Genomic DNA, 25902 nt, shown 5'->3' on the forward strand with positions numbered 1-25902 from the left:
ATGCGCGCCTGCGGCGGTCAATTGACGTCCGCGGTCCGGTCGGAACTGCCCGCGCTGTGCGCCTCGTCGTCCTCCGTCGTTCCGGCGGCTCCTCCGCGCGCCGCGTCCGCCGCCGCCCGGAGCTCAGCCGGCCGGACGCCGCTGAAGGCCGCCACCAGGTGTCCGTCCGGCCGGACCAGCAGCACGGTGTGGGCCGTCGCTCCCGGGTAGCTTTCTGTCAGCAGCAGTTCGGCCTTCACCGGCAGCCCGTCCACCGCCTCGGCCAGCCTGGGCATGACGCCGGCGGTCAGCCAGTGCCGCCGGTCCCAGACCCCGGTGCCCGGAGCGACGAGGACCACGAGCATGTGTCCCCGGCCCAGCCGTTCGCGCAGCCGTGCCGTGTTCCCGTCGGGCGCCGTCACCCGGACATCGGTGACCGGCGCACCAGGGGGCGTACTCACGGGGGTGTGTGCACCGGCGCGCTGAGGTGAAAGGGGGGAGTACGTGTACGAAGGGGGCGCACCCAGCGGGCCGCACCCCAGGTGCCCGTCGGCCAGCAAGGTGTCGTGCCCGCGGGCGCTGCCGGGTACGAGCGTCCGCAGACCCGCGCCGCCGCGCAGTATCGGCAGCGACTGGTCGGCGGCCCGCAGCCGGGAGGCGACCGCCGCGCGGCGCTCCGCCTGGTAGCTGTCGAGCAGCAGCTCCGAGGCGCCTTGGTGCCAGGCCTGGGCCAGTTTCCAGGCCAGGTTCTCCGCGTCCCGCAGTCCTTCGTCCAGGCCCTGGGTGCCGAGCGCGCCCAGCAGGTGGGCCGCGTCCCCGGCGAGGAAGGCCCGCTTCACCCGCCACCGCCGGGCCAGCCGGTGGTGCAGGGTGTACACGCCGGTGTCCAGCAGTTCGTAGGGCGGGGTGTCACCGCACCAGCCCGCGAGCGTGTCGCGGACCCGGGTGATCAGGGCGTCGGGGGTGACGAGTTCGCCTCGGGGAGGAAGGAGCCAGTCCAGCCGCCAGACACCGTCGGGCAGCGGGCGTGCGGTGACCTCCGCGCCGCCCGTGCGCCAGGGCGGTGCCCGGTGCAGCAACGCCTCGCCGGGCCAGGGGAGTTCGACCCGCAGCGCGGCTACGGCGTGCCGCTCCACCGCCGTACGGCCGGGGAAGCGGATGTCGAGGAGCTTGCGCACGGTGGACCGGGCACCGTCGCAGCCCACCACGTAACTCCCGCGCCACCAGGTCGAGCCGGGCCCCCTGGTGTGCACCGTGACCCCGTCGGCGTCCTGCTCCAGGGTGTCGATCCGGCTGAACGGCACCATCCGTACGAGGGAGTGCCGGGCGACCGCCTGCCGCAGGCCCCCGGTGAGGGCGTGCTGGGCCAGGTGGACGGGGGCGGGCAGCGGAACGGCGCCCTCCTCCTCGCCCAGCGGAACGGCCCGCACCAGTTGCTTGCGCCGTACGGACCGCCAGCCGGTCCAGCGCAGTCCCGCCTCGTGGAGGTCGGCGCATCCCAGCCGTCCCACGAGGTCGGCGGTGTCCTCACGCAGGACCACGGTGCGGGCGGGGCGGGGCTCGTCCTTCCCCGGGCCTTCGTCGAGCACGACCGAGGGAACGCCCTGGGCGGCCAGCCCCAGCGCGAGCGCCAGACCGACCGGCCCGGCACCCACGACGATCACCGGGTCCACGGTGTGTTCCCTTCGGCGCTGACGGTCGACGGGGAAGGGTGGGAGGGGATTGCGGCGGTGGACGTTCGGGGCGCGATCACAGAACGTATGCAACCTATTGCCGGTGCTTGCGTCAAGTGACAGTCAACCGTGGCGGGGGGCGCGGCAGATGCGCCGGCGCCCCCCGTGAGTTCCGTGCCGTGGTCAGTCAGACCTTGTGCCCGTCCTCGGCGACGAGCTTCGGGGTGTCGATGGTCTCGACACCGCCGTCGGGTCCGCCGCCTACCACCGCGCCCGTGCTCTTCTTCCCGCGCCGCAGCCTGCCTTCGAGCCAGCCGGCGAACGTGGTGATGGTGAAGTTCACCGCGATGAAGATCACCGCGATGACGGTGAAGCACGCGATGGTGTTGGCGCCGTAGTTCGCGCTCATCGGGCGGACCGACGCGAGCAGCTCGGGGAAGGTGAGGACCGCGCCGCCGAGGGCGGTGTCCTTCACGATGACCACGATCTGGCTGACGATCGCCGGCAGCATGGCCGTCACCGACTGCGGCAGCAGCACGTACCGCATGGTCTGGCCCTTGCGCATACCGATCGCCTTGGCGGCGTCGGTCTGGCCCCGGGGGAGCGACAGGATCCCGGCGCGGACGATCTCGGCGAGGACCGAGGCGTTGTACAGCACCAGACCCGTGACGACGGCGTACATCGGACGCACGTCGCTGGCGATGTCGGTGAACTCCGAGTACGCGGCGTTCGCCGTGATCATGAGGATCAGGACCGGGATGGCGCGGAAGAACTCCACGACGACGCCGGACGGCATCCGGACCCACCGGTGGTCGGAGAGCCGGCCGATGCCGAACAGCGCGCCGAGCGGCAGGGCGATCAGGAGGGCGAAGAACGCGGCCTTGAGCGTGTTCTGCAGTCCGGGCCAGAGGTAGGTCTCCCACGGCTGGACGCTCGTGAAGAACGGCTCCCACTTCACCCAGTCGAGCTGGTGCTTCTCGTCGAGGCTGGTGTAGACCCACCATCCCAGGGCGGCGATAGCCGCCACGAAGACCACCGTGTACAGGATGTTGCGCTGCTTGGCGCGGGGTCCCTGCGCGTCGAAGAGGACGGACGTCGTCATCGCTTCACCGCCACCTTCTTGCTCACCCAGCCGAGGAGGAGCCCGGTCGGAAGGGTGAGGCAGATGAATCCGAACGCGAAGATGGCGGAGATGAGGATGAGTTGTGCCTCTGCTTCGATCATGTCCTTCATCAGGTAGGCCGCTTCGACCACGCCGATCGCCGCGGCGACGGTGGTGTTCTTGGTCAGCGCGATGAGCACGTTGGCCAGGGGGTTCACGACCGAGCGGAAGGCCTGGGGGAGGATGATCAGCCGGAGGACCTGGGTGAAGCTCAGTCCGAGTGCCCGTGCCGCCTCTGCCTGGCCCGTGGGCACCGTGTTGATGCCCGAGCGCAGGGCCTCGCAGACGAAGGCGGCGGTGTACAGCGACAGGGCGAGAACCGCGAGGCGGAAGTTGATGACCTCGAAGTCGTCCCCGCCTCCCAGGGTGACCTGCAAGGTCTGGAAGAGGCCCAGTGACGCGAAGACGATGATGACCGTCAGCGGGATATTTCTGACAATATTCACATAGGCGGTACCGAAACCGCGCATCAGGGGGACCGGGCCGACCCGCATACCGGCCAGCAGTGTTCCCCATATAAGGGATCCGAGGGCGGAGTAGACGGTGAGTTTCACCGTTACCCAGAAGGCCCCCAGTAGGTCGTAACCTTCAAGAAAGTCGAACACGATCTCCCGTGCTTCCACGTGTGGGGAGGGCTCGGTGCGCCGCCTCGGCGGCGGCGCACCTCATCAGCCCGGCTTCGGACCGCCCGGTGACAGGAGCCCTACTTGACGATGTTGCCGATCTTCGGCGCGGGCTCGTTCTTGTAGTTGGCGGGGCCGAAGTTGGCCTCGACCGCCTTGTCCCAGGAACCGTCCGAGACCATCTTGGTCAGCGCGGCGTCGATCTTCTTCTTGAGGTCGGCGTCGCCCTTCTTCAGGCCGATGCCGTAGTTCTCGTTGGTCATCTTGAAGCCGGCCAGCTTGAACTTGCCCTTGTGGGCGTCCTGCGCCGCGTACCCGGCGAGGATGGAGTCGTCGGTGGTCAGAGCGTCGACGGCCTCGTTCTCCAGACCGGTGAGGCACTCGGAGTAACCGCCGTAGTTCTGCAGCTGAGCCTTGGGGGCCAGCTTCTCCTTGACGTTCTTCGCCGAGGTCGAACCGGTGACCGAACACAGCTTCTTGTTGTTGAGGTCCTCGGGCGAGTTGATGCCCTTTTCGTCGGCCCGGACGAGGACGTCCTGGTGCGCGAGGAGGTACGGGCCCGCGAAGTCGACCTTCTGCAGACGCTCGTCGTTGATGGAATACGTCGCGGCGATGAACTTCACGTCGCCGCGCTCGATGGCGGTCTCGCGGTCGGCGCTCTTCGTCTCGACGAACTCGATGTTCTTGGCGTCGTAACCGAGTTCCTTGGCGACGTACGTGGCGACGTCGACGTCGAAGCCGGCGAACTTGCCGTCCGGCGTCTTCAGACCCAGACCGGGCTGGTCGATCTTGATGCCGATCGTGATCTTCTTGCCGCCGCCCGCCGAGTCGTCCTTGTCACCGGAGCCGCAGGCGGTGGCGGTGAGGGCGAGCGCGAGCACTGCGGCCGAGGCGGCGGTGACCTTACGAAGCTGCATGGTGGAATTCCCTGGGGTTGACGCGATGTGAGTGATCAGCTGGTCCGGAGAACAGTCGTCCGGAATCAGTGGTGCAGGATCTTCGACAGGAAGTCCTTGGCCCGGTCGCTGCGCGGGTTGCTGAAGAACTGGTCCGGCGTGGCCTCTTCGACGATCTTCCCGTCCGCCATGAAGACGACGCGGTTCGCCGCCGACCTGGCGAAGCCCATCTCGTGCGTGACGACGACCATGGTCATCCCGTCCCGGGCGAGCTGCTGCATGACCTCCAGCACCTCATTGATCATCTCCGGGTCGAGCGCGGACGTCGGCTCGTCGAACAGCATGACCTTGGGGTCCATCGCCAACGCGCGAGCGATGGCGACACGCTGCTGCTGACCGCCGGAGAGCTGGGAGGGGTACTTGTCGGCCTGCGTGGCCACCCCCACCCGGTCGAGCAGCGAACGCGCCTTCTCCTCCGCGGCCGCCTTGTCCGCCTTGCGGACCTTGAGCTGCCCCAGCATCACGTTCTCCAGCACCGTCTTGTGTGCGAAGAGATTGAACGACTGGAAGACCATGCCGACGTCGGCGCGCAGCCTCGCCAGCTCCTTGCCCTCCTGGGGCAGGGGCTTGCCGTCGATCGTGATCGCGCCCGAGTCGATCGTCTCCAAGCGGTTGATCGTGCGGCACAGCGTGGACTTCCCGGACCCGGAGGGCCCGATGACGACGACAACCTCGCCACGGGCGATGGTCAGGTCGATGTCCTGGAGCACATGCAGCGCGCCGAAGTGCTTGTTGACGTCGCTCAGTACGACAAGGTCGTCCCCCGTGGTCGCGGCGTCCTGGGCGGCCTTGGTCACTGAAACTCCGCTCATCGGCTTTTTGCTCCGTCCTCCTCGGTTAGGGGGAGACCATAGTGAGGCGGTGCGACCAGCGTCATCACATCTGAGCGGAACTTGAGCATCACGATCGGGCCGCAGCCGGACACGCCGCGTGTGCGGGGCGCCACGCCCCGCAGGGTGGCGTACCGGGTCCATAACGGAAACACGTAGGTAACGGGGAGGGGCTTGACTGACGTGCCGGTCATCGGAGTGGATGCCCTGTACAGGACCGCGCGGATCGCCGCCGGACGTGAAGATCCGCCGCGTGCGGCGCCCAGGTGGCGTCACGTACCGTGCCGGCGGACATGAGGCGGAGAGGGGGGCCATGAGGCTGCTGCTCGTCGAGGACGACGACCACGTCGCGGCGGCCCTGTCCGCCGTGCTCGCACGCCACGGCTTCCAGGTCGTGCACGCCCGCAACGGCGAAGAGGCCCTGCGGGCGCTGCTGCCCGCGGAGAAGGAGCCGTTCTCGGTCGTACTCCTGGACCTCGGCCTGCCCGACCAGGACGGCTACGAGGTGTGCGGGAAGATCCGCAAGCGCTCCGCGATCCCGGTGATCATGGTGACCGCGCGCGCCGACGTGCGCTCCCGCATCCACGGTCTCAACCTCGGCGCGGACGACTACGTCGTCAAGCCGTACGACACCGGCGAACTCCTGGCCCGCATCCACGCCGTGGCCCGGCGCAGACCCCCCGGCGAGGACACCGGACCCACCCCGCTCGCGGCCCTGCGGCTCGGCCCGGTCCGTATCGAGCTGCCCACCCGCAGGGTCAGCGTCGACGACCACGAGGTCCAGCTCACCCGCAAGGAGTTCGACCTGCTCGCCCTCCTCGCCCAGCGGCCCGGCGTGGTCTTCCGCCGGGAACAGATCATCAGCGAGGTGTGGCGGACCAGCTGGGAGGGCACGGGACGCACCCTCGAGGTGCACGTCGCGTCGCTGCGCTCCAAGCTGCGGCTGCCCGCCCTGATCGAGACCGTGCGAGGCGTCGGCTACCGGCTCGTCCCGCCGTCGGCCTGAGGGCGTACGTCGCCGTGCGCACCCGTCTGCTCCCCCTGCTCATCGTCCTGATGGCCGCCGTGCTGCTCGCCCTCGGCTTCCCTCTCGCCGTACGGGTCGCCGCCGCCGAACAGCAGCGGGTCGTCATCGACCGTATCGACGACACGGCGCGCTTCGCCGCGCTCGCGCAGTTCGCCGGTGAGCTCATCGAGGACTCCGGGGAACGGCAGCGCATCCTGCAGACCGAGCTCAGGGCCTACGACTCGGTGTACGGGATCCGGGCGGGCGTCTTCTACCGGGACGACCGCGCTCTCGCCAAGGCCCCCGCCTCCTGGACCCTGCCGGCGGAGGGAGAGGGGCGCGAGGCGTTCAGGGAGGCCCTGCTCGGCCGGCGCTCCCACGATCCGGCGCAGGTCTGGCCCTGGCAGCACGGCCGGCTGGTCGTCGCCTCCCCGGTCGTGCGGGACGGCGACGTCGTGGCGGTCGTGGTGACCGACTCCCCGACCCGTGACATGCGGTCCCGGACCCTGCGGGGCTGGCTGCTCATCGCCCTCGGCGAGAGCGCGGCCATGCTCGTCGCCCTCGGCGCCGCTTTCCGCCTCACCGGGTGGGTCCTGCTGCCCGTACGGACCCTGGACGCGGCCACCCACGACATCGCCAGCGGCCGGATGAGGTCACGGGTCGTCGCCTCCGGCGGTCCTCCCGAACTCAGGCGTCTGGCACGTTCGTTCAACGAGATGGCGGACAACGTCGAGGACGTGCTGGAGCAGCAGCGGGCCTTCGTTGCCGACGCCTCGCACCAGCTGCGCAACCCTCTGGCGGCGCTGCTGCTCCGGATCGAGCTCCTCGCACTCGAACTTCCCGAGGGCAACGAGGAGATCGCCTCGGTGCGCACCGAGGGCAAGCGCCTCGCACGGGTCCTGGACGACCTGCTGGACCTCGCGCTGGCCGAGCACGCCCCGGCGGACCTGCGGATCACGGACATCGGCGCGCTCACCGCCGAACGCGTCGCCTCATGGCGTCCGCTCGCCGAGGAGAAGGGCGTACGGCTGACACCGGACGGTGCCCCCGCGGTGACCGGCTGGGCGGATCCGATCGCCCTCTCCAGCGCCCTGGACGCCGTCATCGACAACGCCCTGAAGTTCACCCCGCAGGGCCAGGAGGTCACGGTCACGGCGGGAACCGACGGCTCCGGCGCCACGATCGTCGTCACCGACCGGGGGCCCGGTCTGACCGAGCAGGAGCTGGAGCGCATCGGCGACCGCTTCTGGCGCAGCAACCGGCACCAGAACATCAAGGGGTCCGGGCTCGGGCTCTCCATCTCCCGGGCGCTGCTGGCGGCCGGCGGCGGGTCGATCGGCTACGCCAGGCACGAACCGCACGGCCTGCGGGTGACGCTCACCGTGCCGCGGGACGCTCCGCACACCTGAGAGCCTGTCGGGCGCCTCTGACCGGGCGTCCACGCCCCGGCACGCACGCTTCCCGCGTTGCCGGAACGCCCACGTAGCTCCGCTACGAGGACCTTCCGGCGCCTTGGAACCGCACGCACCGGACCGCGTCCGCTTCACGGTCCCAGGTCACCCGACAGGCTCCGAGCCGCCGGCGCACCTGCTTCGCGGGGCGGCCGCTCAGGGCTTGGCCGAACGGTAGTAGCGCTTGGCCCCTTCGTGCAGCGGCAGCGGATCGGTGTAGATCGCCGTCCGGAGGTCCACCAGCTGCGCGGCGTGCACCTCGCGCCCGATCCGGTCCCTGCTGTCGATCACGGTGCGGGTGAAGGCCTCGGTCATCAGGGGGTCCGTACGGTCCGTCGTGATCAGCAGGTTGGCGACCGCGACCGTCCGTACCGCCTGTCCCTGCTGGGCGTCCAGGTAGGCGTCGGCCGGCATCACGGCCGAACGGTAGTGGCGGGTGGAGCCGCCGGCCTCCTGCAGCTTCGCGATCAGGGGTTCCTCGAGCGGCACCAGCCGGACGGCGAACTTCTCCGAGAGGTCCTGCACCGCGCCCGTCGGCAGGCCGCCGGACCAGAAGAAGGCGTCCAGCGTTCCGGACGCCAGCCGGGCCGGCATGGTGTCGATGCCTGCGTGGACCGGAGTGATGTCGCCGGCCGGGTCGACACCCGCCGCCTTCATCAGCCGGTCGGCGACCAGGAGCACCCCCGACCCCTTCTGCCCGACGCCGACGCGTCTGCCCCGCAGGTCGGCGACCGTCCGGATCTCGGAGTCCCTCGGGACGACCAGCTGGACGTAGTCGTCGTACAGCCGGACGCAGCCGCGCAGCCGGTCCCCGCCGGTCCTCCCGCTCTGCAGGTAGGTGGCCACGGCGTCGGCGGTGGCGATGGTGAAGTCCGCCTTTCCCGTAGCCACCCGTTCGATGTTCTGCTGGGAGCCCTCGCTGGTCCGCAGCCGTATCGACACCTTGGGCATGTCCTTGGCCAGCGCGCCCTCCAGGCGCTCCCCGTACCGCTGGTACACGCCGCTGCGCACGCCGGTGGAGAAGGTCAGCGAACCGCTCGGTTGCGGACTCCCCAGCGGGAGCACCCACCACAGCAGCAGCCCGAGGACGAGCGCGGCGGCGGCGCCCCCCTGGAGGGTGCGGCGCCGGCCGAATCGGGACAGTGCGTGCAGCATGGCGCGATCCTGCCAGTCCACGCCCCGTCCTGGCCAGGCCGGATCCTCCGAGGGGCTCCGGCGGCCGGAAGGAGCTCGGGCACCGCCTACCCTTGTCCCATGACCAGCGGCAACCGGAGCGAAGCAGTGGACGTCCAGAAGAGCTACGAGGTACGCACTTACGGGTGCCAGATGAACGTCCATGACTCCGAACGCCTGTCGGGGCTGCTGGAGGGCGCCGGCTACGTCCGCGCCCCCGAGGGCGCGGACGGTGACGCGGACGTCGTCGTCTTCAACACGTGCGCGGTGCGCGAGAACGCCGACAACAAGCTGTACGGCAACCTCGGCCGCCTCGCTCCCATGAAGACCAGGCGCCCCGGGATGCAGATCGCCGTCGGCGGCTGCCTGGCGCAGAAGGACCGCGACACCATCCTCAAGCGCGCCCCCTGGGTCGACGTCGTCTTCGGCACGCACAACATCGGCAAGCTGCCGGTGCTCCTGGAGCGCGCCCGGGTCCAGGAGGAGGCGCAGATCGAGATCGCCGAATCCCTGGAGGCCTTCCCGTCCACGCTGCCCACCCGCCGCGAGTCCGCGTACGCCGCTTGGGTCTCCATCTCCGTGGGCTGCAACAACACCTGCACCTTCTGTATCGTCCCGGCCCTGCGCGGCAAGGAGAAGGACCGCCGCACCGGCGACATCCTGGCGGAGATCGAGGCGCTCGTCGCCGAGGGGGTCAGCGAGATCACCCTGCTCGGCCAGAACGTGAACGCCTACGGTTCCGACATCGGTGACCGCGAGGCCTTCTCCAAGCTGCTGCGCGCCTGCGGCGCCGTCGAGGGCCTGGAGCGGGTCCGCTTCACCTCGCCGCACCCGCGCGACTTCACCGACGACGTGATCGCCGCGATGGCCGAGACGCCGAACGTGATGCCGCAGCTCCACATGCCGATGCAATCGGGCTCGGACGCGATCCTGAAGGCCATGCGCCGCTCGTACCGTCAGGAGCGCTTCCTCGGCATCATCGGCAAGGTGCGCGCCGCCATGCCGGACGCGGCCATCTCCACCGACATCATCGTGGGCTTCCCCGGCGAGACCGAGGAGGACTTCCAGCAGACGATGCACGCCGTCCGCGAGGCCCGTTTCGCCAACGCCTTCACCTTCCAGTACTCCAAGCGTCCCGGTACGCCCGCCGCGGACATGGAGGGGCAGATCCCCAAGGAGGTCGTCCAGGAGCGCTACATGCGCCTGTCCGCCCTTCAGGAGGAGATCTCCTGGGAGGAGAACAAGAAGCAGGTCGGCCGCACCCTGGACGTCATGGTCGCCGAGGGCGAGGGACGCAAGGACGGTGCGACGCACCGCCTCTCCGGACGTGCCCCGGACAACCGCCTCGTCCACTTCACCAAGCCGGCGCAGGAGGTGCGCCCCGGGGACGTCGTGACCGTCGAGGTCACGTACGCGGCCCCGCACCACCTGCTCGCCGAGGGCGTGCCGCTGGGCGTGCGGCACACCCGTTCGGGGGACGCCTGGGCGAAGCGCACGGAGGCCGCCGCCGCCAAGCCGGCGGGGGTCATGCTCGGCCTGCCGGGCATCGGCGCGCCGGCGCCTACGCCGGCCGCGGCGGCGCCGGGGTGCGGTTGCGACTGAGGAGGGCGCGCGGGGCGGGGCCCGGTGCTCGGGCAGCCGACTCCGGGGTGCCGGGGCGGAGCCCTGGGCGGGTCCGGTGGCGCGAAGGGTGGAGACGGGGAGGCGGCCAGCCCGGGGCGCGACCGCATGGCCGGTCCCCGCACCCGGCCCGGGACGGAACCGATGGGGCGTGCCTCGTGCACGGGCGCGACCGGGCCGGGCGTGCGGAACCCGGGGCCCGAGAGGCTCGCAGTACGCTGACCGGCATGCTTGTCGCCGCCGCCGTGTGTCCCTGCCCGCCCCTCCTGGTCCCCGAGGTCGCCGCGGGTGCCGCGCACGAGCTCGACCCGGCGCGGGCCGCATGTGCCGACGCCCTCGGGGTGCTCGCCGCCTCGCGGCCCGACCTGCTGATCGTGACCGGGCCCGCGGGCCCCGCCGAGCGCGGCCTCTACCCCGCGGGCTCGCCCGGTACGTTCGCCGCGTTCGGTGTCGACCTCGCCGTCCGCCTGGGCGACCCCGCCGCCGGGTCGTCGGCCCCGGACCGCCCGCTCCCGGCCTCCCTCGCCGTCGGCGCCTGGCTGCTGGCCCGTGCCCGGTGGTCCGGCGCCCCGGTCGAGGGGCTCGGGGTGGAGGAGCCCCTGTCCGCCGACCGCTGCGCGGAGGCGGGCCGGGAGCTGGCCCTCCGGGCGGACCGGGTGGCCCTGCTGGTCATGGGGGACGGCAGTGCCTGCCGTACGGTCAAGGCGCCCGGATATCTGGACGAGCGGGCGGTGGACTTCGACGCGGCGGCGTTCCGCGCCCTCGGTGCGGCCGATCCCGCCGCGCTGGGGGCCCTGGACGAGGAGCTCGCCAGGGAACTGCGGGTGGCCGGACGGGCGCCCTGGCAGGTGCTCGCGGGGGCGGCGCGGGGCACCGGGCTCGCCGGGCGGCTGCTGTACGAGGACGCCCCCTACGGCGTGGGCTACGCGGTCGCCGCCTGGTCGTGACGGGCGCCCGGCAGCCGTGAGGGCCGGGGAGCGGCGTACCTCCCCGGCCCTCACGGCCGTGCGTTCCGGTCCTGCCCCGGGTCAGGACGCGGGCGGCGCCGGCGGCGTACCGCCCTCGTTCTTCTGACCCAGGCGGTCGACCGCGTCCTTCGCCTTCTGCGTGCCGGACACGATCTTGTCGCTGTACTTGCCCTTGGTCTTCTGGTCGACCGTGCGGGCGGCCTTGTCGAGCCCTTGGTCGATCTTGCCCCCGTGCTGCTGCGCGAGGTCGCCGACCTTGTCCTTGGCCGGGGCCAGCTTGGCCTTCAGGTTGTCCAGGAAACCCATGGGTCACCTTCCGTGCTGGGGGACTGTTCGTCCGATTTTACCTGCCGGGCAGGGTTCACGCGTGCGGCCGCGCACGCGTCGGGGACCGTTACGGAGCTGAGGTGTCCCTGAGTTTGGGACACTGTTCCGGTGAGAAGACCAACTCCCACCCCCCGCGTCATCGCCGTCGTCGGTCCCACCGCCGCCGGGAAGTCCGATCTGGGAGTCTTTCTCGCCCAGCGGCTCGGCGGCGAAGTCGTCAACGCCGACTCGATGCAGCTCTACCGCGGCATGGACATCGGCACGGCGAAGCTGACCCCGGCCGAACGCGGCGGCGTTCCGCACCACCTGATGGACATCTGGGACGTCACCGAGGCCGCCAGTGTCGCCGAGTACCAGCGCCTGGCCCGCGCCGAGATCGACAGGCTGCTGGCCCAGGGCCGCATCCCCGTCCTGGTGGGCGGCTCCGGCCTCTACGTCAAGGGCGCCATCGACGCCCTTGAGTTCCCGGGCACCGACCCGGATGTGCGGGCCCGGCTCGAGGCTGAACTCGCGGAACACGGCTCCGGCGTTCTGCACGCCCGGCTCGCAGCGGCGGATCCGGAGGCGGCCGCGGCCATCCTGGCCAGCAACGGCCGCCGTATCGTCCGCGCCCTCGAGGTCATCGAGATCACGGGCAAGCCCTTCACCGCCAACCTGCCGGGTGACGAGGCGGTCTACGACGCGGTGCAGATCGGCGTGGACGTCGAGCGCCCGGAACTCGACGGGCGGATCAGCGCCCGGGTGGACCGGATGTGGGAGGCGGGGTTCGTGGAGGAGGTGCGCGGCCTGGAGGCCCTGGGGCTGCGCGAGGGGCGCACCGCCTCGCGCGCACTCGGCTACCAGCAGGTTCTGTCCGCGCTCGCGGGCGAGTGCACACAGCAGGAGGCGCGTGCCGAAACCGTACGCGCCACCAAACGCTTCGCGCGCCGTCAGGACTCGTGGTTCCGGCGCGACCCGCGCGTCCGGTGGCTCAGCGGTGCCGAGGAACACCGCGGGGAACTTCCGCACCGGGCGCTGGCGTTGGTCGAACGGGCGGTTACAGCCTGATCACGTGATGGCATCGGGACGCTCCGCCCGTCATTCCGGCGCCCGGCGCCGTGCCATCATCGAGCATCGATCGACCAGTGGAGTCCGAGTTGGGAGGGCGCGTGGCGATGGAGGCCGGCCCTCGCGACACAGACCGGGACGCACCGGACGCACGGCACGAGACGGGACGTCTGAGCCCTGACGGGCCGGACGAGCACGACGTCGCCCCCGAGGTCGAGGTCGAGCTCCGTCCGGTACGCCGCATGCGGATCTGGCAGCTCGCGCCCATCGTGGTGCTGGCGGCGCTCGGCTCCCTGATGTTCGCCTTTCCGCTCGCCTTCGAGTTCGGCGGCGGCGGTGCCGTCGTCGCGATGCTGGGACTGCTGATCAGCGGCTGCGCCGCGGGCTGGGGCATGATGGCGGCCCGCCGGGTGGGCCACACCTGGCCCGGCCTGCCGGCCGGAGGCTCCGGCGAGCGCCCCGACTGGCGCGTGATCGGGCTCTACGTCGTCGTGGGTGCGGGACTGGTCGCCCTGGCCGTCTGGCGCGTGGCACGGCTCCGCTGAGAGGACGCCGCGGGCGGGCGCCCGGCGGACGGCCGGCGCCGCCTCGTACAGTGGATCCGTGAGCACTTCGCAGATCACCTTCCTCAAGGGCCACGGCACCGAGAACGACTTCGTGATCGTTCCGGACCCGGACAACACCGTCGCCCTGCCGGATTCCGTCGTGGCGCGTCTGTGCGACCGGCGCGCGGGGATCGGCGGCGACGGTCTGCTGCACGTCGTGCGGTCCGCGGCGCACCCGGAGGCGCTCGCCATGGCCGATCAGGCCGAGTGGTTCATGGACTACCGCAACGCGGACGGCTCCGTCGCCGAGATGTGCGGCAACGGCGTACGCGTCTTCGCCCGTCACCTGCAACGCGCCGGTCTGGTCGGCGAGGGCGAGCTGGCCGTCGCGACCCGGGGTGGCGTGAAGCGGGTGCACATCGCCGGGGAAGGCGACATCACGGTCTCCATGGGACGTGCGGTGCTGCCGGACGAGGGCGTCACCGTCACGGTGGACGGCCGCAGCTGGGACGCGCGCAACGTGAACATGGGCAATCCGCACGCCGTCGCGTTCGTCGAGGATCTGGAACACGCCGGTGACCTGTTCTCCGTACCGCCGTTCGCCCCGGCGGCCGTCTACCCGGACGGGGTGAACATCGAGTTCGTCGTGGACCGCGGGCCGCGGCACGTCGCCATGCGTGTCCACGAGCGCGGTTCCGGTGAGACCCGGTCCTGCGGCACGGGTGCCTGCGCGGTGGCCGTCGCGGCCGCCCGCAGGGACGGGGCCGACCCCGCGAGGACCGGCGACCCGGCCACGTACAGGGTGGACCTGCCCGGCGGCACCCTGGTGATCACCGAATACCCGGACGGCGGGATCGACATGACGGGGCCCGCGGTCATCGTCGCCGAGGGCGTGATCGACCCCGCCTGGCTCGAAACGGTGACCGGTTAGAGCTTCGCTCGAATGGGTGATCCGTTTCACGCTGACCAAGAGCGGGACTGCGCCACGTGGTGGGGTCGATAGCATCAAGCACCGGCCCCGGAGGCGCACCCGCGCCTCCGCGCCGCCGGTCGACGTTGCCGGAGGTGCCCCATGAGCGCAGAGGCCACCGATCCAGGTGCTCCCAGTCGCAAGCGCAGTCGCCCGCGGATCGACCTGCGCCGGCTGGGGCGTGTGGCCCTGCTCGGCCCGGTCTCCCGCGACCGGTTGCCCGCCGCCATCGGGCATGTGGCGGAGGTTCACCGGGCGCACCATCCGGATGCCGACCTGTCCCTCCTGCACCGCGCCTACGTCCTCGCGGAGTCCTCCCACCGCGGGCAGACGCGCAAGAGCGGCGAGCCGTACATCACGCACCCGCTGGCCGTGACCCTGATCCTGGCCGAACTAGGCGCCGAGACGACGACGCTGACGGCCTCACTCCTCCACGACACGGTCGAGGACACCGAGGTGACGCTCGATCAGGTCAAGGCGGAGTTCGGCGCGGAGGTCTGTTACCTCGTCGACGGCGTCACCAAGCTGGAGAAGGTCGACTACGGTGCGGCGGCCGAACCCGAGACCTTCCGCAAGATGCTCGTCGCCACCGGCAACGACGTGCGGGTCATGTCGATCAAGCTGGCCGACCGGCTGCACAACATGCGCACCCTCGGTGTCATGCGCCCGGAGAAGCAGGCCAGGATCGCCAAGGTCACCCGCGACGTCCTCATCCCGCTCGCCGAACGCCTCGGTGTGCAGGCCCTCAAGACCGAGCTGGAGGACCTGGTCTTCGCGATCCTCCACCCCGGGGAGTACGAGCGGACCCGGGCCCTGATCGCCGAGGCGGCCCGCACCCACGACCCGCTCGCCGAGATCGCCGACAGCGTCAGGACGACACTGCGCGAGGCCGGGATCAGTGCCGAAGTGCTCATCAGGCCACGCCACTTCGTCTCCCTCCACCGGGTCAGGACGAAACGCGGCGAACTGCGCGGCACCGACTTCGGGCGGCTGCTCGTCCTGGTCTCCGAGGACGCCGACTGCTACGCGGTCCTCGGAGAGCTGCACACCTGTTTCACCCCGGTCATCTCCGAGTTCAAGGACTTCGTGGCAGCGCCGAAGTTCAACCTCTACCAGTCGCTGCACACCGCCGTCGTCGGCCCGCAGGGCGCGGTCGCCGAAGTGCTCATCCGCACGCACCGCATGCACAAGGTCGCGGAGGCGGGCGTCGTGGCCCTCGGTAATCCCTACGCACAGGACGGCGCCACCGCCGCGTACCGGACCGAGCCCGCCGACGGGGAGCGCGCCGACCCGACCAGGCCCGGCTGGCTCTCGCGTCTGCTCGACTGGCAGGAGTCCGCCACCGACCCCGACACCTTCTGGACCACGCTGCGCGCCGATCTCGCGCAGGACCGGGAGATCACCGTCTTCCGCACCGACGGCGGCACACTCGGTCTGCCGGCGGGCGCGAGCTGCGTCGACGCCGCGTACGCGCAGTACGGCGACGAGGCGCACGGCTGCATCGGAGCCCGCGTCAACGGCCGCCTGGCCACGCTCAGTACGGTCCTGAGGGACGGTGACACCGTGCAGCTCCTGCTCGCGCAGGACGCTTCCTCCGGGCCCTCCCCGGAGTGGCTGGACCACGCCCGTACGCCTGCCGCGCGCATCGCGATCACGGGCTGGCTGGAGACCCACCGGGACGACACCCCGGAACGCCGGAGGGGCCGGGCCACCGCCCCGGGGCCGCTGAGCGGGCCCGGGGACCACCGGCCGGACGACCTCGAGGCAGCCCGGGCGCAGCAGAGCGCGGACCGCGCGTCCGGTGCCGGGGACGGCGGCCAGAACGGCCGGGGCAAGCCGGGCGGCCGGGCCGTGACGGTGTCCGTCGACGCCCCTGGATCGCAGGTCCGGCTCGCCGGCTGCTGCACGCCCGTCCCGCCCGACGACATCATCGGATGCACGGTGCGCGGCGGGGCCGTGACCGTGCACCGCCGGGAGTGCCCGGCCGTCGCGCGCATGCGGGCGACCGGCCGGGCGGCCGTCGGGGCACGCTGGAACGACACCGGCGACCGCGGCGGGACGGCGGACTACCGCGTCACCCTCGTCGCCGAGTCGTTCGGACGCCCCCGGCTGCTGGCCGACCTCACCGAGGCCATCGCCGCGGCGGACGCGGCCATCGTCGCCGCGACGGTCGAGCCGCCCAGCGAACAGCGCGTCCGGCACACCTACACCCTGCAGCTCCCGGACGCCGCCGGGCTGCCGGGACTCATGCGGGCCATGCGCGACGTACCGGGGGTGTACGACGTGAGCCGCGCCCAGCAGCCCGCCGCCGCGGGCTGACCGCCGCTCCACGCGCCCCCGTTCGGGTGGTGCGGCGCGCGCCGCTCCCGCGCGGCCGGATTCCGCTGGTAGCCGTAGTCCATGCCGCTCACCTTCCGTCGCCTGCGCACCGTTCTGCTGGCCACCGCGTCGGCCACCCTCGTCGCCGCCACCGTGCCCGCACCCGGACCGCTGGGCATCGGCGACCGCCTCTTCCCCCAGCTCGGCAACCCCGGGTACGACGTCCTCTCGTACGACATCTCGCTCACGTACCACGGCCGCAACACCGAACCCCTGGACGCCGTGACCAGGATCGACGCGCGGACCACCGCACGGCTGGAGCACGTCAACCTGGACTTCGCCCGGGGCACCGTCCGCTCCGTGCAGGTCAACGGGCTCGGCTCCCGGTTCTCCACCGAGGACGAGGACCTGATCGTCCGGCTCCCCGCCCGGCTCCCCGCCGGGGTGCCCCTGCGGATCACCGTCCGGCACACCAGCGACCCCTCCGGGGACACCGGCACCGGCGGCTGGGTCCCGACCGCGGACGGCCTGGCCATGGCCAACCAGGCCGACGCCGCGCACCGGGTCTTCCCGGGTAACGACCACCCTTCCGACAAGGCCTACTTCACCTTCCACGTCACCGCGCCCGAGAAGTACACCGTCGTGGCGGGCGGCCTGCCCGCCGGGAAGCGCCGCCACGCGGCCACGACCACCTGGACGTACCGCACCGGGCACCCCATGGCCACCGAACTGGCCCAGGTGTCCATCGGCCGGTCCGCCGTCCTGCGGCGGACCGGGCCGCGCGGGCTGCCGGTACGGGACGTGGTGCCCGCGGCCGACCGGGAGAAGCTGGAGCCCTGGCTGCGCAGGACCCCGCGGCAGCTGGCCTGGATGGAGGAGCAGGTCGGCCCCTACCCGTTCGAGACGTACGGGCTGCTGGTCGCGGACACGGACACCGGCTTCGAGCTGGAGACCCAGACCCTGTCGCTCTTCGAACGCTCCCTCTTCACCGACGCGGGCTACCCCGCCTGGTACATCGAATCGATCATGGTGCACGAACTCGCTCACCAGTGGTTCGGCAACAGCGTCTCGCCGCGGACCTGGTCCGACCTCTGGCTCAACGAGGGGCACGCCACCTGGTACGAGGCCCGGTACGCGCAGGAGCACGCGCAGAAGCCGCTGGAGCGGCGGATGCGCGAGGCGTACAGCCGCTCCGACGCCTGGCGTGCGGCCGGCGGCCCGCCCGCGCACCCCGACGCACCGTCCCCCGACCACAAGATCAGCCTCTTCAGGCCGGTGGTGTACGACGGCAGCGCCCTCGTCCTGTACGCCCTGCGCCAGGAGATCGGGGAAGCGGCCTTCGACCGCCTGGAGCGCACCTGGGTGCGCAGGCACCGCGACGGGACGGCCGGCACCGCGCAGTTCACCGCGCTCGCCTCCCGCATCGCCGGGCGCGATCTGACGGCCTTCTTCGACGGCTGGCTGTACGCGGAGAGGACGCCGCCGATGCCGGGGCACCCGGACTGGCGCAGCGCGGCGCCGCGGAACGCCGCGCCCACCCCGCAGGGGCCCGGGCACGCACCGAAACCCGCGTGACGAGCCCGGCGGGCACGTGTCACTATCGACGCGTCGGCACGGCGGCCGCCCGGTGGACCCCGCCCAGGGGAATCTTCCGGTGGGGTGACGCGTTGTGACTGGCGTAACGGACTTCCACCGACGTAAGGATCCAATGACCTCCTCTTCTTCCCTTCCCCAGGACGCGCGCGACGCGCGGAGCGCCACGGAAAACGACTCCGAGAGCCTCACCGAGGGCCTGCGGGCCGACGCCCTGATGGAAGAGGACGTCGCCTGGAGCCACGCGATCGACGGGGAGCGCGACGGCGACCAGTTCGACCGTTCCGACCGTGCGGCACTGCGCCGCGTGGCGGGTCTCTCCACGGAGCTCGAGGACGTCACCGAGGTCGAGTACCGCCAGCTGCGCCTGGAGCGCGTGGTGCTGGTCGGTGTCTGGACCTCGGGGACGGTGCACGACGCGGAGATCTCCCTCGCGGAGCTGGCGGCGCTGGCCGAGACGGCGGGCGCCCTGGTGCTCGACGCCGTGTTCCAGCGGCGCGACAAGCCGGACCCCGCCACCTACATCGGTTCGGGCAAGGCGCTGGAGCTGCGGGACATCGTCCTGGAGACCGGCGCGGACACCGTCATCTGCGACGGTGAACTGAGCCCCGGCCAGCTGATCCACCTGGAGGACGTCGTCAAGGTCAAGGTGGTCGACAGGACCGCCCTGATCCTCGACATCTTCGCCCAGCACGCCAAGTCCCGCGAGGGCAAGGCCCAGGTGTCGCTGGCACAGATGCAGTACATGCTGCCGCGGCTGCGCGGCTGGGGTCAGTCGCTCTCCCGGCAGATGGGCGGCGGCGGATCCAGCGGCGGGGGCGGCATGGCCACGCGTGGACCCGGTGAGACCAAGATCGAGACGGACCGGCGCCGGATCCGCGAGAAGATGGCGAAGATGCGCCGGGAGATCGCGGAGATGAAGACGGGCCGCGAGATCAAGCGCCAGGAGCGCAAGCGCAACAAGGTGCCCTCGGTGGCGATCGCCGGATACACCAACGCGGGGAAGTCGTCGCTGCTCAACCGGCTCACCGGTGCGGGCGTGCTGGTGGAGAACGCGCTGTTCGCCACCCTCGACCCGACCGTGCGCCGGGCGGAGACGCCCAGCGGACGGCTCTACACCCTGGCCGACACCGTCGGGTTCGTGCGGCACCTGCCGCACCACCTGGTCGAGGCGTTCCGCTCCACCATGGAGGAGGTCGGGGAGTCCGACCTGATCCTGCACGTGGTCGACGGCTCGCACCCGGCCCCCGAGGAGCAGCTCGCCGCCGTGCGGGAGGTGATCCGGGAGGTCGGCGCGGTCGACGTGCCGGAGATCGTCGTGATCAACAAGGCGGACGCGGCGGACCCGCTGGTGCTCCAGCGCCTGATGCGCGCCGAGCGGTACGCGATCGCGGTATCGGCGCGGACCGGTGCCGGCATCGACGAGCTGCTCGCGCTCATCGACGCCGAGCTGCCGCGGCCGTCCGTCGAGATCGAGGCGCTCGTGCCCTACACGCAGGGCGGGCTCGTCTCCCGCGTGCACGCCGAGGGCGAGGTCATCTCCGAGGAGCACCTTCCGGAGGGCACCCTGCTCAAGGCGCGGGTGCACGAGGAGCTCGGCGCGGAACTGGCGGCGTTCGTCCCCGTGGCCCACTGACGCACGGCCGTCCGCTCCCCGGAACGGGCGGCGGCGCCACACCGCACGAAAACCGCCGGCCCGGCCCCCTCGGCGAGGGGACCGGGCCGGCGGTGCGTCGTCCTGCTGGGCCGTGTTCCGAACGTCCCGTCCGCCCGGCGACGCCTGGCACTCAGACTCGCCGCGTTGTCGGGGTCGTCCCGATATATCCACTGTCGGGACGACCCTCCGCAGTGCGATCGCACGCACCGGACCTGCCCTTCGGGCAGACGACGCTCCTTTCGCGACAGGGCCTGCGGGGCAGCCCTCAGCGGCCCGCGTACTTCTTGCTGACGGCCCGGTAGACGCCCTCGGCCTCCTTGCCGAGACGGGGCCCGGCCAGCCAGCCGGCGGTCACCGGCCCGATGGAGGTGTTCGAGACCAGGGCCGGCTTGCCGTCCTGGCCGTTCGCCACCCAGCCACCGCCCGAGGAGCCGCCGGTCATCGTGCACCCGATGCGGTACATCGTCGGCTGGTCCTGGAAGACGGAGAGCCGGCCCGGCTCGTCCGCGCACCGGAACGCCTTCTGCCCGTCGAACGGCGGCGCCGCCGGGTAGCCGGTGGCCGTCATGGTGTCGATCTCGGGGACCGCCGGGGCGTTGAAGTCGACGGGGAGCGCCGAACCGACCGTCTCCTCCAGGGACTTGCCCGTCGACCCCTTCTCCGGTGTCACCTGCAGGACCGCGAAGTCGTACGGCGCGCCCTGGCCGCCGGTCCTCGCGCCCTGGGCGATCCACTGCTCGGAGGTCTGCGCCCACTGGCCCCACCACACGCCGTAGGGAGCGATTTTCTCCTTGGGTGCGTTCTCCAGCTCGGCCACCGACAGGCCGCTGTCGTTGTACGAGGGGACGAAGGCGATGTTGCGGTACCAGCCGCCCTTCTTACCGGCGTGCACGCAGTGGCCCGCGGTCCACACCATGTTGGACCTGCCGGGGTGGGCCGGGTCCTTCACCACGGTCGCCGAGCAGACCATCGATCCCTCGGGTCCGTCGAAGAAGAGCTTGCCGGACTCCGCGGCGCCGGCGTGGTACGGCGTCGAGAGGGCGGCGGCCTCGACGGGGGCCGGGGTCGGGTCCGTCACGCCCTCGTCGCCGGATATGTCGTTGTCGACGGGGTTCTCCGGGGGCTTGTCCGCGTCCCGCATCCGTTCCGGGTCCCACAGGTCCTCGATGATCGGGTTGACGTAGTCCTTGGCCTCACGCAGCCACTTGTCCCTGTCCCAGTTCTTCCACTCGCCGTTCCGCCACGTGTCGAGGTCAATCCCGTGCTCCTTGAGCCGGTCCTTCAGATCGTCCGGGATGGTGACCTTGCCGTCGGAGGCCTGGCCGGGCGAGCCGGCCGGCTTGCCGCTCGCCGCGTCCTCCTCGGGACCGCAGGCGGTGACGGTGAGCGCGAGGACGGCGGTGAGGGCGGCTGCCGCGAACACGGGGGAGGTGCGGCGGGCGCTCCTCCCGCGGCGTGCGGTGTCGATCGGGCGCATGGGTCGCATCTGGTGATCCCCCTGGGACTTCGTCACTGACTTCTCTGCCGCACCGCGGACGGCCGCCGGGCGCGGCACCGGCTCGACGCCACGGCGTCCACGGACGGGCCACGGTGGCCCGTTCCGGGTGCGGCCCCCACTATGCCGGTGCCGATGGGGACGGCGTGCGGCAGGGCCATGGTTCCCGCCGCGCAAGGATCTTCCGCCGCACCCGTGATCCCCCGCGCCCGGCGTCGTTGGTACGTACGGGGAACACCCGGACAGCGTTCAGCCGCGCGGCCCGTCCCCGGGGCACCGTACGGACGTACGACGCCACTGTTACCGCAGGAGGACCGCAGCCGTGGCCGTGACCGAACCAGCTCCGGCGCCGCAGGCCGCGTACGAGGGGATCCTGCGGCGCCAGGCGCTGCGCGAGTCGGCGGCCCGCACCTATGCGCGGTCGCTGCCGATCGTGCCGGTGCGGGCCAGGGGGATGACCGTCGAGGGGGCGGACGGGCGCCGCTATCTCGACTGCCTGTCCGGAGCGGGAACCCTGGCACTCGGTCACAACCACCCCGTGGTGCTCGAGGCGATCAGGAAGGTCATCGACTCCGGAGCGCCGCTGCACGTGCTCGATCTCGCCACCCCCGTCAAGGACGCCTTCACCACCGAGCTGTTCGCCACTCTGCCCGGACGGCTCGCGGACGACGCCCGGATCCAGTTCTGCGGGCCGGCCGGGACCGACGCCGTCGAAGCCGCGCTCACGCTGGTCCGCGCGGCCACCGGGCGCAGCGGACTCCTCGCCTTCACCGGCGCGTACCACGGGATGACCGCAGGGGCGCTGGCCGCCTCGGGCGCCGCCCCGGACGTCCGGGTGACCAGACTGCCCTTCCCGCAGGACTACCGCTGCCCCTTCGGGACAGGCGGGGAGCGCGGAGCCGGCATCGCCGCGCGCTGGACCGAGCACCTGCTGGACGATCCCAAGGGCGGGGTGTCCGCTCCGGCCGGGATGATCGTGGAACCCGTCCAGGGGGAGGGCGGAGTGAACCCCGCCCCCGACGGGTGGCTGCGCCGGATGCGCGAGATCACCCGGGAGCGGTCCATCCCGCTGATCGCGGACGAGGTGCAGACCGGGGTCGGCAGGACCGGTGCCTTCTGGGCGGTCGAGCACAGCGGGGTCGAGCCCGACGTCATGGTCCTCTCCAAAGCCATCGGCGGCTCGCTCCCCCTCGCGGTGATCGTCTACCGCTCGGAGCTCGACGTCTGGCCGCCGGGAGCCCACGCGGGAACCTTCCGGGGCAACCAGCTCGCCATGGCCGCCGGACGCGCCACCCTCGCGTACGTACGCGAGAACCGGCTGGCCGAGCGTGCCGCGACGCTCGGCGCGCGCATGCTCGCCGGTCTCCGGGCGCTGCGGGCGGACCACCCGCGCATCGGTGACGTCCGGGGACGCGGCCTGATGCTGGGCATCGAGCTCGTCGACCCCGAGGCCGCGCCCCCCACCGCCGTCGCCGGGAACGGATCCGCCCCGCCGCCCGACCCGGCCCTGGCCGCCGCCGTGCAGCAGGAATGCCTCCACCGCGGCCTCATCGTCGAGATCGGCGGACGCGACAGCGCCGTCGTCCGGCTGCTCCCACCCCTCACCCTCACCGACGAACAGGCCACGGCGGTCGTCGACCGTCTCGCCGACGCGCTGAGCGCCGCGGAACGCTCCGCGCGCCGCCGGGCCCCTTCGGGGCCGACCGCCTGATCCCGGACCCCTCACAAGGAAGACCGCCGTGAACCCCACCCCTGCGCCCGAGGCCGACGGCCCTCCCCCCAGCGAACAGCGAGGACAGGACGTGCCGGACGGTGCCCTCGCCGTCGAGTCGACGACCGTGCCGCGTCAGAAGGCCGGCCACCGGGCTGCCCCCCACACCGGGGCGGGCGTCGCCACGCGCGGAGTCCCCGCGGACCGGCCCCGCCACACGCGCCCACCCGCCCGCACCGGCAGCCGCGGCCGGCCGGACCCGCTCGACCACCCGGATCCGCTCCGGGCCGCCGACTCCGCCGGCACCGAGAACCTCCTGCGCTGCTGGGTCAGGGAGAACGACCTGCCCCGCCCGCAGGGAGACACCCTGCGCATCCCGCTCCCCGCGAGCGGGACCGCCCTGCTCGTCCCGGTCGGCCACTGGTCCGCGACGGGCTGGCACCGCTTCGGTACGCCCACCCTGGAGAGCGCCCCCGAGGGTTCCCCCGGGGTCGACGCCGTCACCGTGGCCGCCCTTCTCGGGCGGGAGAGCGACCGGGACTCCGGCATGGACCTGGTGGCACGCGTGGCGGACTCGGTGCGGAACACCGCCGTCTTCCTCGCCGCCCGCCGCCGGGCCCCCGGCGCGTACCCGGAGACGGACCTCTTCCTCACCGCCGAGCAGTCCCTGGTCCTCGGCCACCCCCTGCACCCCACGCCCAAGAGCCGGGAGGGCCTCTCGGAGACCGAGACGCTCCTCTACTCACCCGAGTCGCGCGGCTCCTTCCCGCTGTACTGGATGGCCGTGGACCGCTCCGTACTGGCCACCGAGTCCTCCTGGGCCCGGGCGGGCCGGCCGGTCTCGGCCGAGGAACTCCTCGCGCCCCACGCGGACGGGCTGCGCCTGCCCGACGGCACCGCCGCTCTTCCGCTCCACCCCTGGCAGGCGGCGGAGCTCAAGCGCCGCCCCGAGGTCGCCACCCTGTTCGACAAGGGCCTGCTCCACGACCTCGGCCCGTACGGGGAGCACTGGCACCCCACCTCCTCCGTACGGACCGTGCACCGGCCCGGCGCCGGCATCATGCTGAAGCTCTCGCTGGGGGTGCGCATCACCAACTCCCGCCGGGAGAACCTCCGCAAGGAACTCCACCGCGGGACCGAGGTCCACCGGCTGCTGGGCACGGGGCTGGCCCGCGCGTGGCAGGCGGTCCACCCGGGCTTCGACATCGTCCGGGACCCCGCCTGGCTCGCCGTGGACGCCCCGGGCGGCGTGCCCGTCCCCGGCCTCGACGTCATGATCCGCCACAATCCGTTCGGTCCGGTCGACGACGCGGTGTGCATCGCCGGACTCACCGCCCCGCGTCCCTGGCCCGGCCGCCCCGGTACGCACTCCCGGCTCGCGGAGACCGTCTCCCGGCTGGCCGACCGCACGGGCCGGACGACGGGAGCGGTCTGCGCCGAGTGGTTCCTGCGCTACCTGGACCGCGTGGTGCTGCCCGTCCTGTGGCTCGACGCCCACGCGGGCGTGGCCCTGGAGGCCCATCAGCAGAACACCCTGGTCCTGCTCGACGCGGACGGCTGGCCGGCCGGCGGCCGGTACCGCGACAACCAGGGATACTACTTCCGCGAGTCGCACCGTCCCGCGCTCGAGGAGCGGCTCCCCGGGATCGGCAGCGTCAGCGACACCTTCGTCGCCGACGCGGTCACCGACGAAAGGCTCGCGTACTACCTCGGCATCAACAACGTCCTGGGGCTCATCGGCGCCTTCGGTTCCCAGCGGCTGGCCGACGAGCGACTGCTCCTCGCCGCCTTCCGCCGTTTCCTCGAGGACGCGCGCACGCTGGGCTCCCCCCTGCCCGCCTACCTCCTGGAGACGGCGCACCTGCGGTGCAAGGCCAACCTCCTGACCCGGCTGCACGGGCTGGACGAACTCGTCGGCCCGGTCGACACCCAGTCCGTCTACGTCACCATCGCCAACCCGCTGCGCAGCTGAGCGAACCGCCCGCCCGAACCGAGGAGAGGAGCGCCACGGTGCACCACACCGATGCGCACACCGAGGCCGGTGCGTCCCCGCCGCGTGTCACGGGCGCCGAGGACACGCTGGAGCTACGGCTCACCGAAGAGCTGCTCACCCTGCTCGGCGACGGCGGGCCGCCGGCCCCCGCCTCACCCGCCCACCACGGTTCGCCGGGGCCCCCTCCCGCGCCGGCCGAGGCCCCGCCGGGGGCCGGCCCCTCCGGCCCCGTCGGCGATCCGGCCGCGTGGGGCCCGGCCGCCACCTCCGCCGGAGAGTTCCGGCTGGTCCCCGTGGAACCCGCGCGCGACCTCGCCGTGATCAGCCGTTGGATGAACGACCCCGCGGTGGCCGCCTTCTGGGAGCTCGCCGGACCGGAGTCGGTCACCGCCGGCCACCTCCGCCCGCAGCTCGACGGCGACGGCCGCAGCGTCCCCTGCCTCGGCGTGCTCGACGGCAGGCCGATGAGCTACTGGGAGATCTACCGGGCCGACCTGGACCCCCTGGCCCGCCACTACCCCGCCCGGCCCCACGACACCGGGATCCACCTCCTGATCGGCGGGGTGGGCAACCGGGGCCGGGGCATCGGAACCGTGCTGCTCAGGGCCGTGTCCGACCTCGTACTCGACCACCGTCCGCGTTGCGCCCGCGTCGTCGCGGAGCCGGACCTGCGCAACACCCCGTCCGTCTCGGCCTTCCTGAGTGCCGGTTTCCGTTTCTCCGCGGAAGTCGAACTGCCCGGCAAACGAGCTGCTTTGATGGTCCGCGACCGGGCCCACCGTGCACAGCTGTGAACAACTCGCC

The 25902-nt window shown here is 72.1% G+C and carries 21 protein-coding genes; 13 read left to right on the forward strand and 8 right to left on the reverse strand.

Features of this window, described 5'->3' with window-relative positions; translation table 11 throughout:
- Positions 1-17 precede the first annotated feature (17 nt).
- The 5 genes from BA175_RS00160 to BA175_RS00180 form a co-directional block, all read right to left on the reverse strand.
- Positions 18-1652: an FAD-dependent monooxygenase gene (locus BA175_RS00160; protein ID WP_069169112.1), complete on the reverse strand. Its 1635-nt coding sequence runs from the start codon at positions 1650-1652 to the stop codon at positions 18-20.
- 187 nt (positions 1653-1839) lie between these two features.
- A complete protein-coding gene (locus BA175_RS00165) occupies positions 1840-2754 on the reverse strand; it encodes an amino acid ABC transporter permease (protein WP_069169113.1) in 915 nt (304 codons plus the stop codon).
- Positions 2751-3419, reverse strand: coding sequence for an amino acid ABC transporter permease (locus BA175_RS00170; RefSeq protein ID WP_069170253.1), 669 nt, complete (start codon positions 3417-3419; stop codon positions 2751-2753). The genes BA175_RS00165 and BA175_RS00170 overlap by 4 nt, the downstream gene beginning before the upstream one ends.
- A gap of 98 nt (positions 3420-3517) precedes the next feature.
- Positions 3518-4354, reverse strand: coding sequence for a glutamate ABC transporter substrate-binding protein (locus BA175_RS00175; RefSeq protein ID WP_069169114.1), 837 nt, complete (start codon positions 4352-4354; stop codon positions 3518-3520).
- Between the two features lie 65 nt (positions 4355-4419).
- The gene (locus BA175_RS00180; protein ID WP_069169115.1) at positions 4420-5205 is read right to left on the reverse strand and encodes an amino acid ABC transporter ATP-binding protein; all 786 of its coding nucleotides are present in this window, start codon (positions 5203-5205) and stop codon (positions 4420-4422) included.
- A 331-nt stretch (positions 5206-5536) separates the two neighbouring features.
- Between BA175_RS00180 and BA175_RS00185 the strand changes: the two genes are divergently transcribed.
- Positions 5537-6229 (forward strand): response regulator transcription factor, encoded by a 693-nt coding sequence (locus BA175_RS00185; RefSeq protein WP_069169116.1) that lies wholly within the window; start codon positions 5537-5539, stop codon positions 6227-6229.
- A 14-nt stretch (positions 6230-6243) separates the two neighbouring features.
- Positions 6244-7638 (forward strand): sensor histidine kinase, encoded by a 1395-nt coding sequence (locus BA175_RS00190; RefSeq protein WP_069169117.1) that lies wholly within the window; start codon positions 6244-6246, stop codon positions 7636-7638.
- A gap of 198 nt (positions 7639-7836) precedes the next feature.
- On the opposite strand, the gene BA175_RS00195 is transcribed toward BA175_RS00190, so the two are convergent.
- A complete protein-coding gene (locus BA175_RS00195) occupies positions 7837-8835 on the reverse strand; it encodes a TAXI family TRAP transporter solute-binding subunit (protein WP_069169118.1) in 999 nt (332 codons plus the stop codon).
- Between the two features lie 99 nt (positions 8836-8934).
- On the opposite strand from BA175_RS00195, the gene miaB reads away from it, so the two are divergent.
- Positions 8935-10455 (forward strand): tRNA (N6-isopentenyl adenosine(37)-C2)-methylthiotransferase MiaB, encoded by a 1521-nt coding sequence (miaB, locus tag BA175_RS00200; RefSeq protein ID WP_069169119.1) that lies wholly within the window; start codon positions 8935-8937, stop codon positions 10453-10455.
- Positions 10456-10700: 245 nt separating this feature from the next.
- A complete protein-coding gene (locus BA175_RS00205; protein WP_069170254.1) occupies positions 10701-11420 on the forward strand; it encodes a class III extradiol dioxygenase subunit B-like domain-containing protein in 720 nt (239 codons plus the stop codon).
- A gap of 81 nt (positions 11421-11501) precedes the next feature.
- Here the strand turns inward: BA175_RS00205 and BA175_RS00210 are convergent, their stop codons facing one another.
- On the reverse strand, positions 11502-11747 hold the full coding sequence (locus tag BA175_RS00210; protein ID WP_069169120.1) for an antitoxin: 246 nt from the start codon (positions 11745-11747) through the stop codon (positions 11502-11504).
- A gap of 129 nt (positions 11748-11876) precedes the next feature.
- Here BA175_RS00210 and miaA point away from each other — a divergent pair, with 129 nt between their 5' ends.
- From miaA to hflX, 6 genes are all read left to right on the forward strand, one after another.
- Complete coding sequence (miaA, locus tag BA175_RS00215; protein ID WP_069169121.1) at positions 11877-12815, forward strand: tRNA (adenosine(37)-N6)-dimethylallyltransferase MiaA; 939 nt, start codon at positions 11877-11879, stop codon at positions 12813-12815.
- 107 nt (positions 12816-12922) lie between these two features.
- A complete protein-coding gene (locus tag BA175_RS00220; RefSeq protein WP_069169122.1) occupies positions 12923-13360 on the forward strand; it encodes a hypothetical protein in 438 nt (145 codons plus the stop codon).
- A 58-nt stretch (positions 13361-13418) separates the two neighbouring features.
- Entirely contained in the window at positions 13419-14291 is an 873-nt protein-coding gene (gene dapF, locus BA175_RS00225) for a diaminopimelate epimerase (RefSeq protein WP_069169123.1), read from the forward strand.
- A 141-nt stretch (positions 14292-14432) separates the two neighbouring features.
- Positions 14433-16649 (forward strand): RelA/SpoT family protein, encoded by a 2217-nt coding sequence (locus BA175_RS00230; RefSeq protein WP_069169124.1) that lies wholly within the window; start codon positions 14433-14435, stop codon positions 16647-16649.
- An 81-nt stretch (positions 16650-16730) separates the two neighbouring features.
- Complete coding sequence (locus BA175_RS00235; RefSeq protein ID WP_069169125.1) at positions 16731-18224, forward strand: M1 family metallopeptidase; 1494 nt, start codon at positions 16731-16733, stop codon at positions 18222-18224.
- Positions 18225-18357: 133 nt separating this feature from the next.
- Positions 18358-19878: a GTPase HflX gene (hflX, locus tag BA175_RS00240; RefSeq protein ID WP_069169126.1), complete on the forward strand. Its 1521-nt coding sequence runs from the start codon at positions 18358-18360 to the stop codon at positions 19876-19878.
- A gap of 286 nt (positions 19879-20164) precedes the next feature.
- On the opposite strand, the gene BA175_RS00245 is transcribed toward hflX, so the two are convergent.
- The gene (locus BA175_RS00245) at positions 20165-21385 is read right to left on the reverse strand and encodes a trypsin-like serine peptidase (protein ID WP_438947299.1); all 1221 of its coding nucleotides are present in this window, start codon (positions 21383-21385) and stop codon (positions 20165-20167) included.
- A gap of 331 nt (positions 21386-21716) precedes the next feature.
- Between BA175_RS00245 and BA175_RS00250 the strand changes: the two genes are divergently transcribed.
- Genes BA175_RS00250 through BA175_RS00260 form a run of 3 tightly spaced genes read left to right on the forward strand, consistent with a single transcriptional unit; the run spans position 21717 to position 25892 of the window.
- Positions 21717-23105 carry a diaminobutyrate--2-oxoglutarate transaminase family protein gene (locus tag BA175_RS00250; protein WP_069169128.1) on the forward strand — a complete coding sequence of 463 codons (1389 nt, stop codon included), beginning with the start codon at positions 21717-21719 and terminating at the stop codon, positions 23103-23105.
- Positions 23106-23133: 28 nt separating this feature from the next.
- Positions 23134-25077: an IucA/IucC family protein gene (locus BA175_RS00255; protein ID WP_069169129.1), complete on the forward strand. Its 1944-nt coding sequence runs from the start codon at positions 23134-23136 to the stop codon at positions 25075-25077.
- A 38-nt stretch (positions 25078-25115) separates the two neighbouring features.
- Entirely contained in the window at positions 25116-25892 is a 777-nt protein-coding gene (locus tag BA175_RS00260) for a GNAT family N-acetyltransferase (protein ID WP_069169130.1), read from the forward strand.
- Positions 25893-25902: the final 10 nt, after the last annotated feature.

This window comes from Streptomyces griseus (assembly GCF_001715295.1).
Classification (GTDB): Bacteria; Actinomycetota; Actinomycetes; order Streptomycetales; family Streptomycetaceae; genus Streptomyces; species Streptomyces griseus_G.

Excerpts from the sequence above, each read along its gene's own strand:
- BA175_RS00165 (WP_069169113.1), bottom strand. The coding sequence starts at position 2,754 with ATGACGACGTCCGTCCTCTTCGACGCGCAGGGACCCCGCGCCAAGCAG.
- BA175_RS00175 (WP_069169114.1), bottom strand. The coding sequence starts at position 4,354 with ATGCAGCTTCGTAAGGTCACCGCCGCCTCGGCCGCAGTGCTCGCGCTC.
- BA175_RS00180 (WP_069169115.1), bottom strand. The coding sequence starts at position 5,205 with ATGAGCGGAGTTTCAGTGACCAAGGCCGCCCAGGACGCCGCGACCACG.
- BA175_RS00185 (WP_069169116.1), top strand. The coding sequence starts at position 5,537 with ATGAGGCTGCTGCTCGTCGAGGACGACGACCACGTCGCGGCGGCCCTG.
- BA175_RS00195 (WP_069169118.1), bottom strand. The coding sequence starts at position 8,835 with ATGCTGCACGCACTGTCCCGATTCGGCCGGCGCCGCACCCTCCAGGGG.
- miaB (WP_069169119.1), top strand. The coding sequence starts at position 8,935 with ATGACCAGCGGCAACCGGAGCGAAGCAGTGGACGTCCAGAAGAGCTAC.
- BA175_RS00205 (WP_069170254.1), top strand. The coding sequence starts at position 10,701 with ATGCTTGTCGCCGCCGCCGTGTGTCCCTGCCCGCCCCTCCTGGTCCCC.
- BA175_RS00210 (WP_069169120.1), bottom strand. The coding sequence starts at position 11,747 with ATGGGTTTCCTGGACAACCTGAAGGCCAAGCTGGCCCCGGCCAAGGAC.
- BA175_RS00220 (WP_069169122.1), top strand. The coding sequence starts at position 12,923 with ATGGAGGCCGGCCCTCGCGACACAGACCGGGACGCACCGGACGCACGG.
- BA175_RS00230 (WP_069169124.1), top strand. The coding sequence starts at position 14,433 with ATGAGCGCAGAGGCCACCGATCCAGGTGCTCCCAGTCGCAAGCGCAGT.
- BA175_RS00235 (WP_069169125.1), top strand. The coding sequence starts at position 16,731 with ATGCCGCTCACCTTCCGTCGCCTGCGCACCGTTCTGCTGGCCACCGCG.
- hflX (WP_069169126.1), top strand. The coding sequence starts at position 18,358 with ATGACCTCCTCTTCTTCCCTTCCCCAGGACGCGCGCGACGCGCGGAGC.
- BA175_RS00245 (WP_438947299.1), bottom strand. The coding sequence starts at position 21,385 with ATGCGACCCATGCGCCCGATCGACACCGCACGCCGCGGGAGGAGCGCC.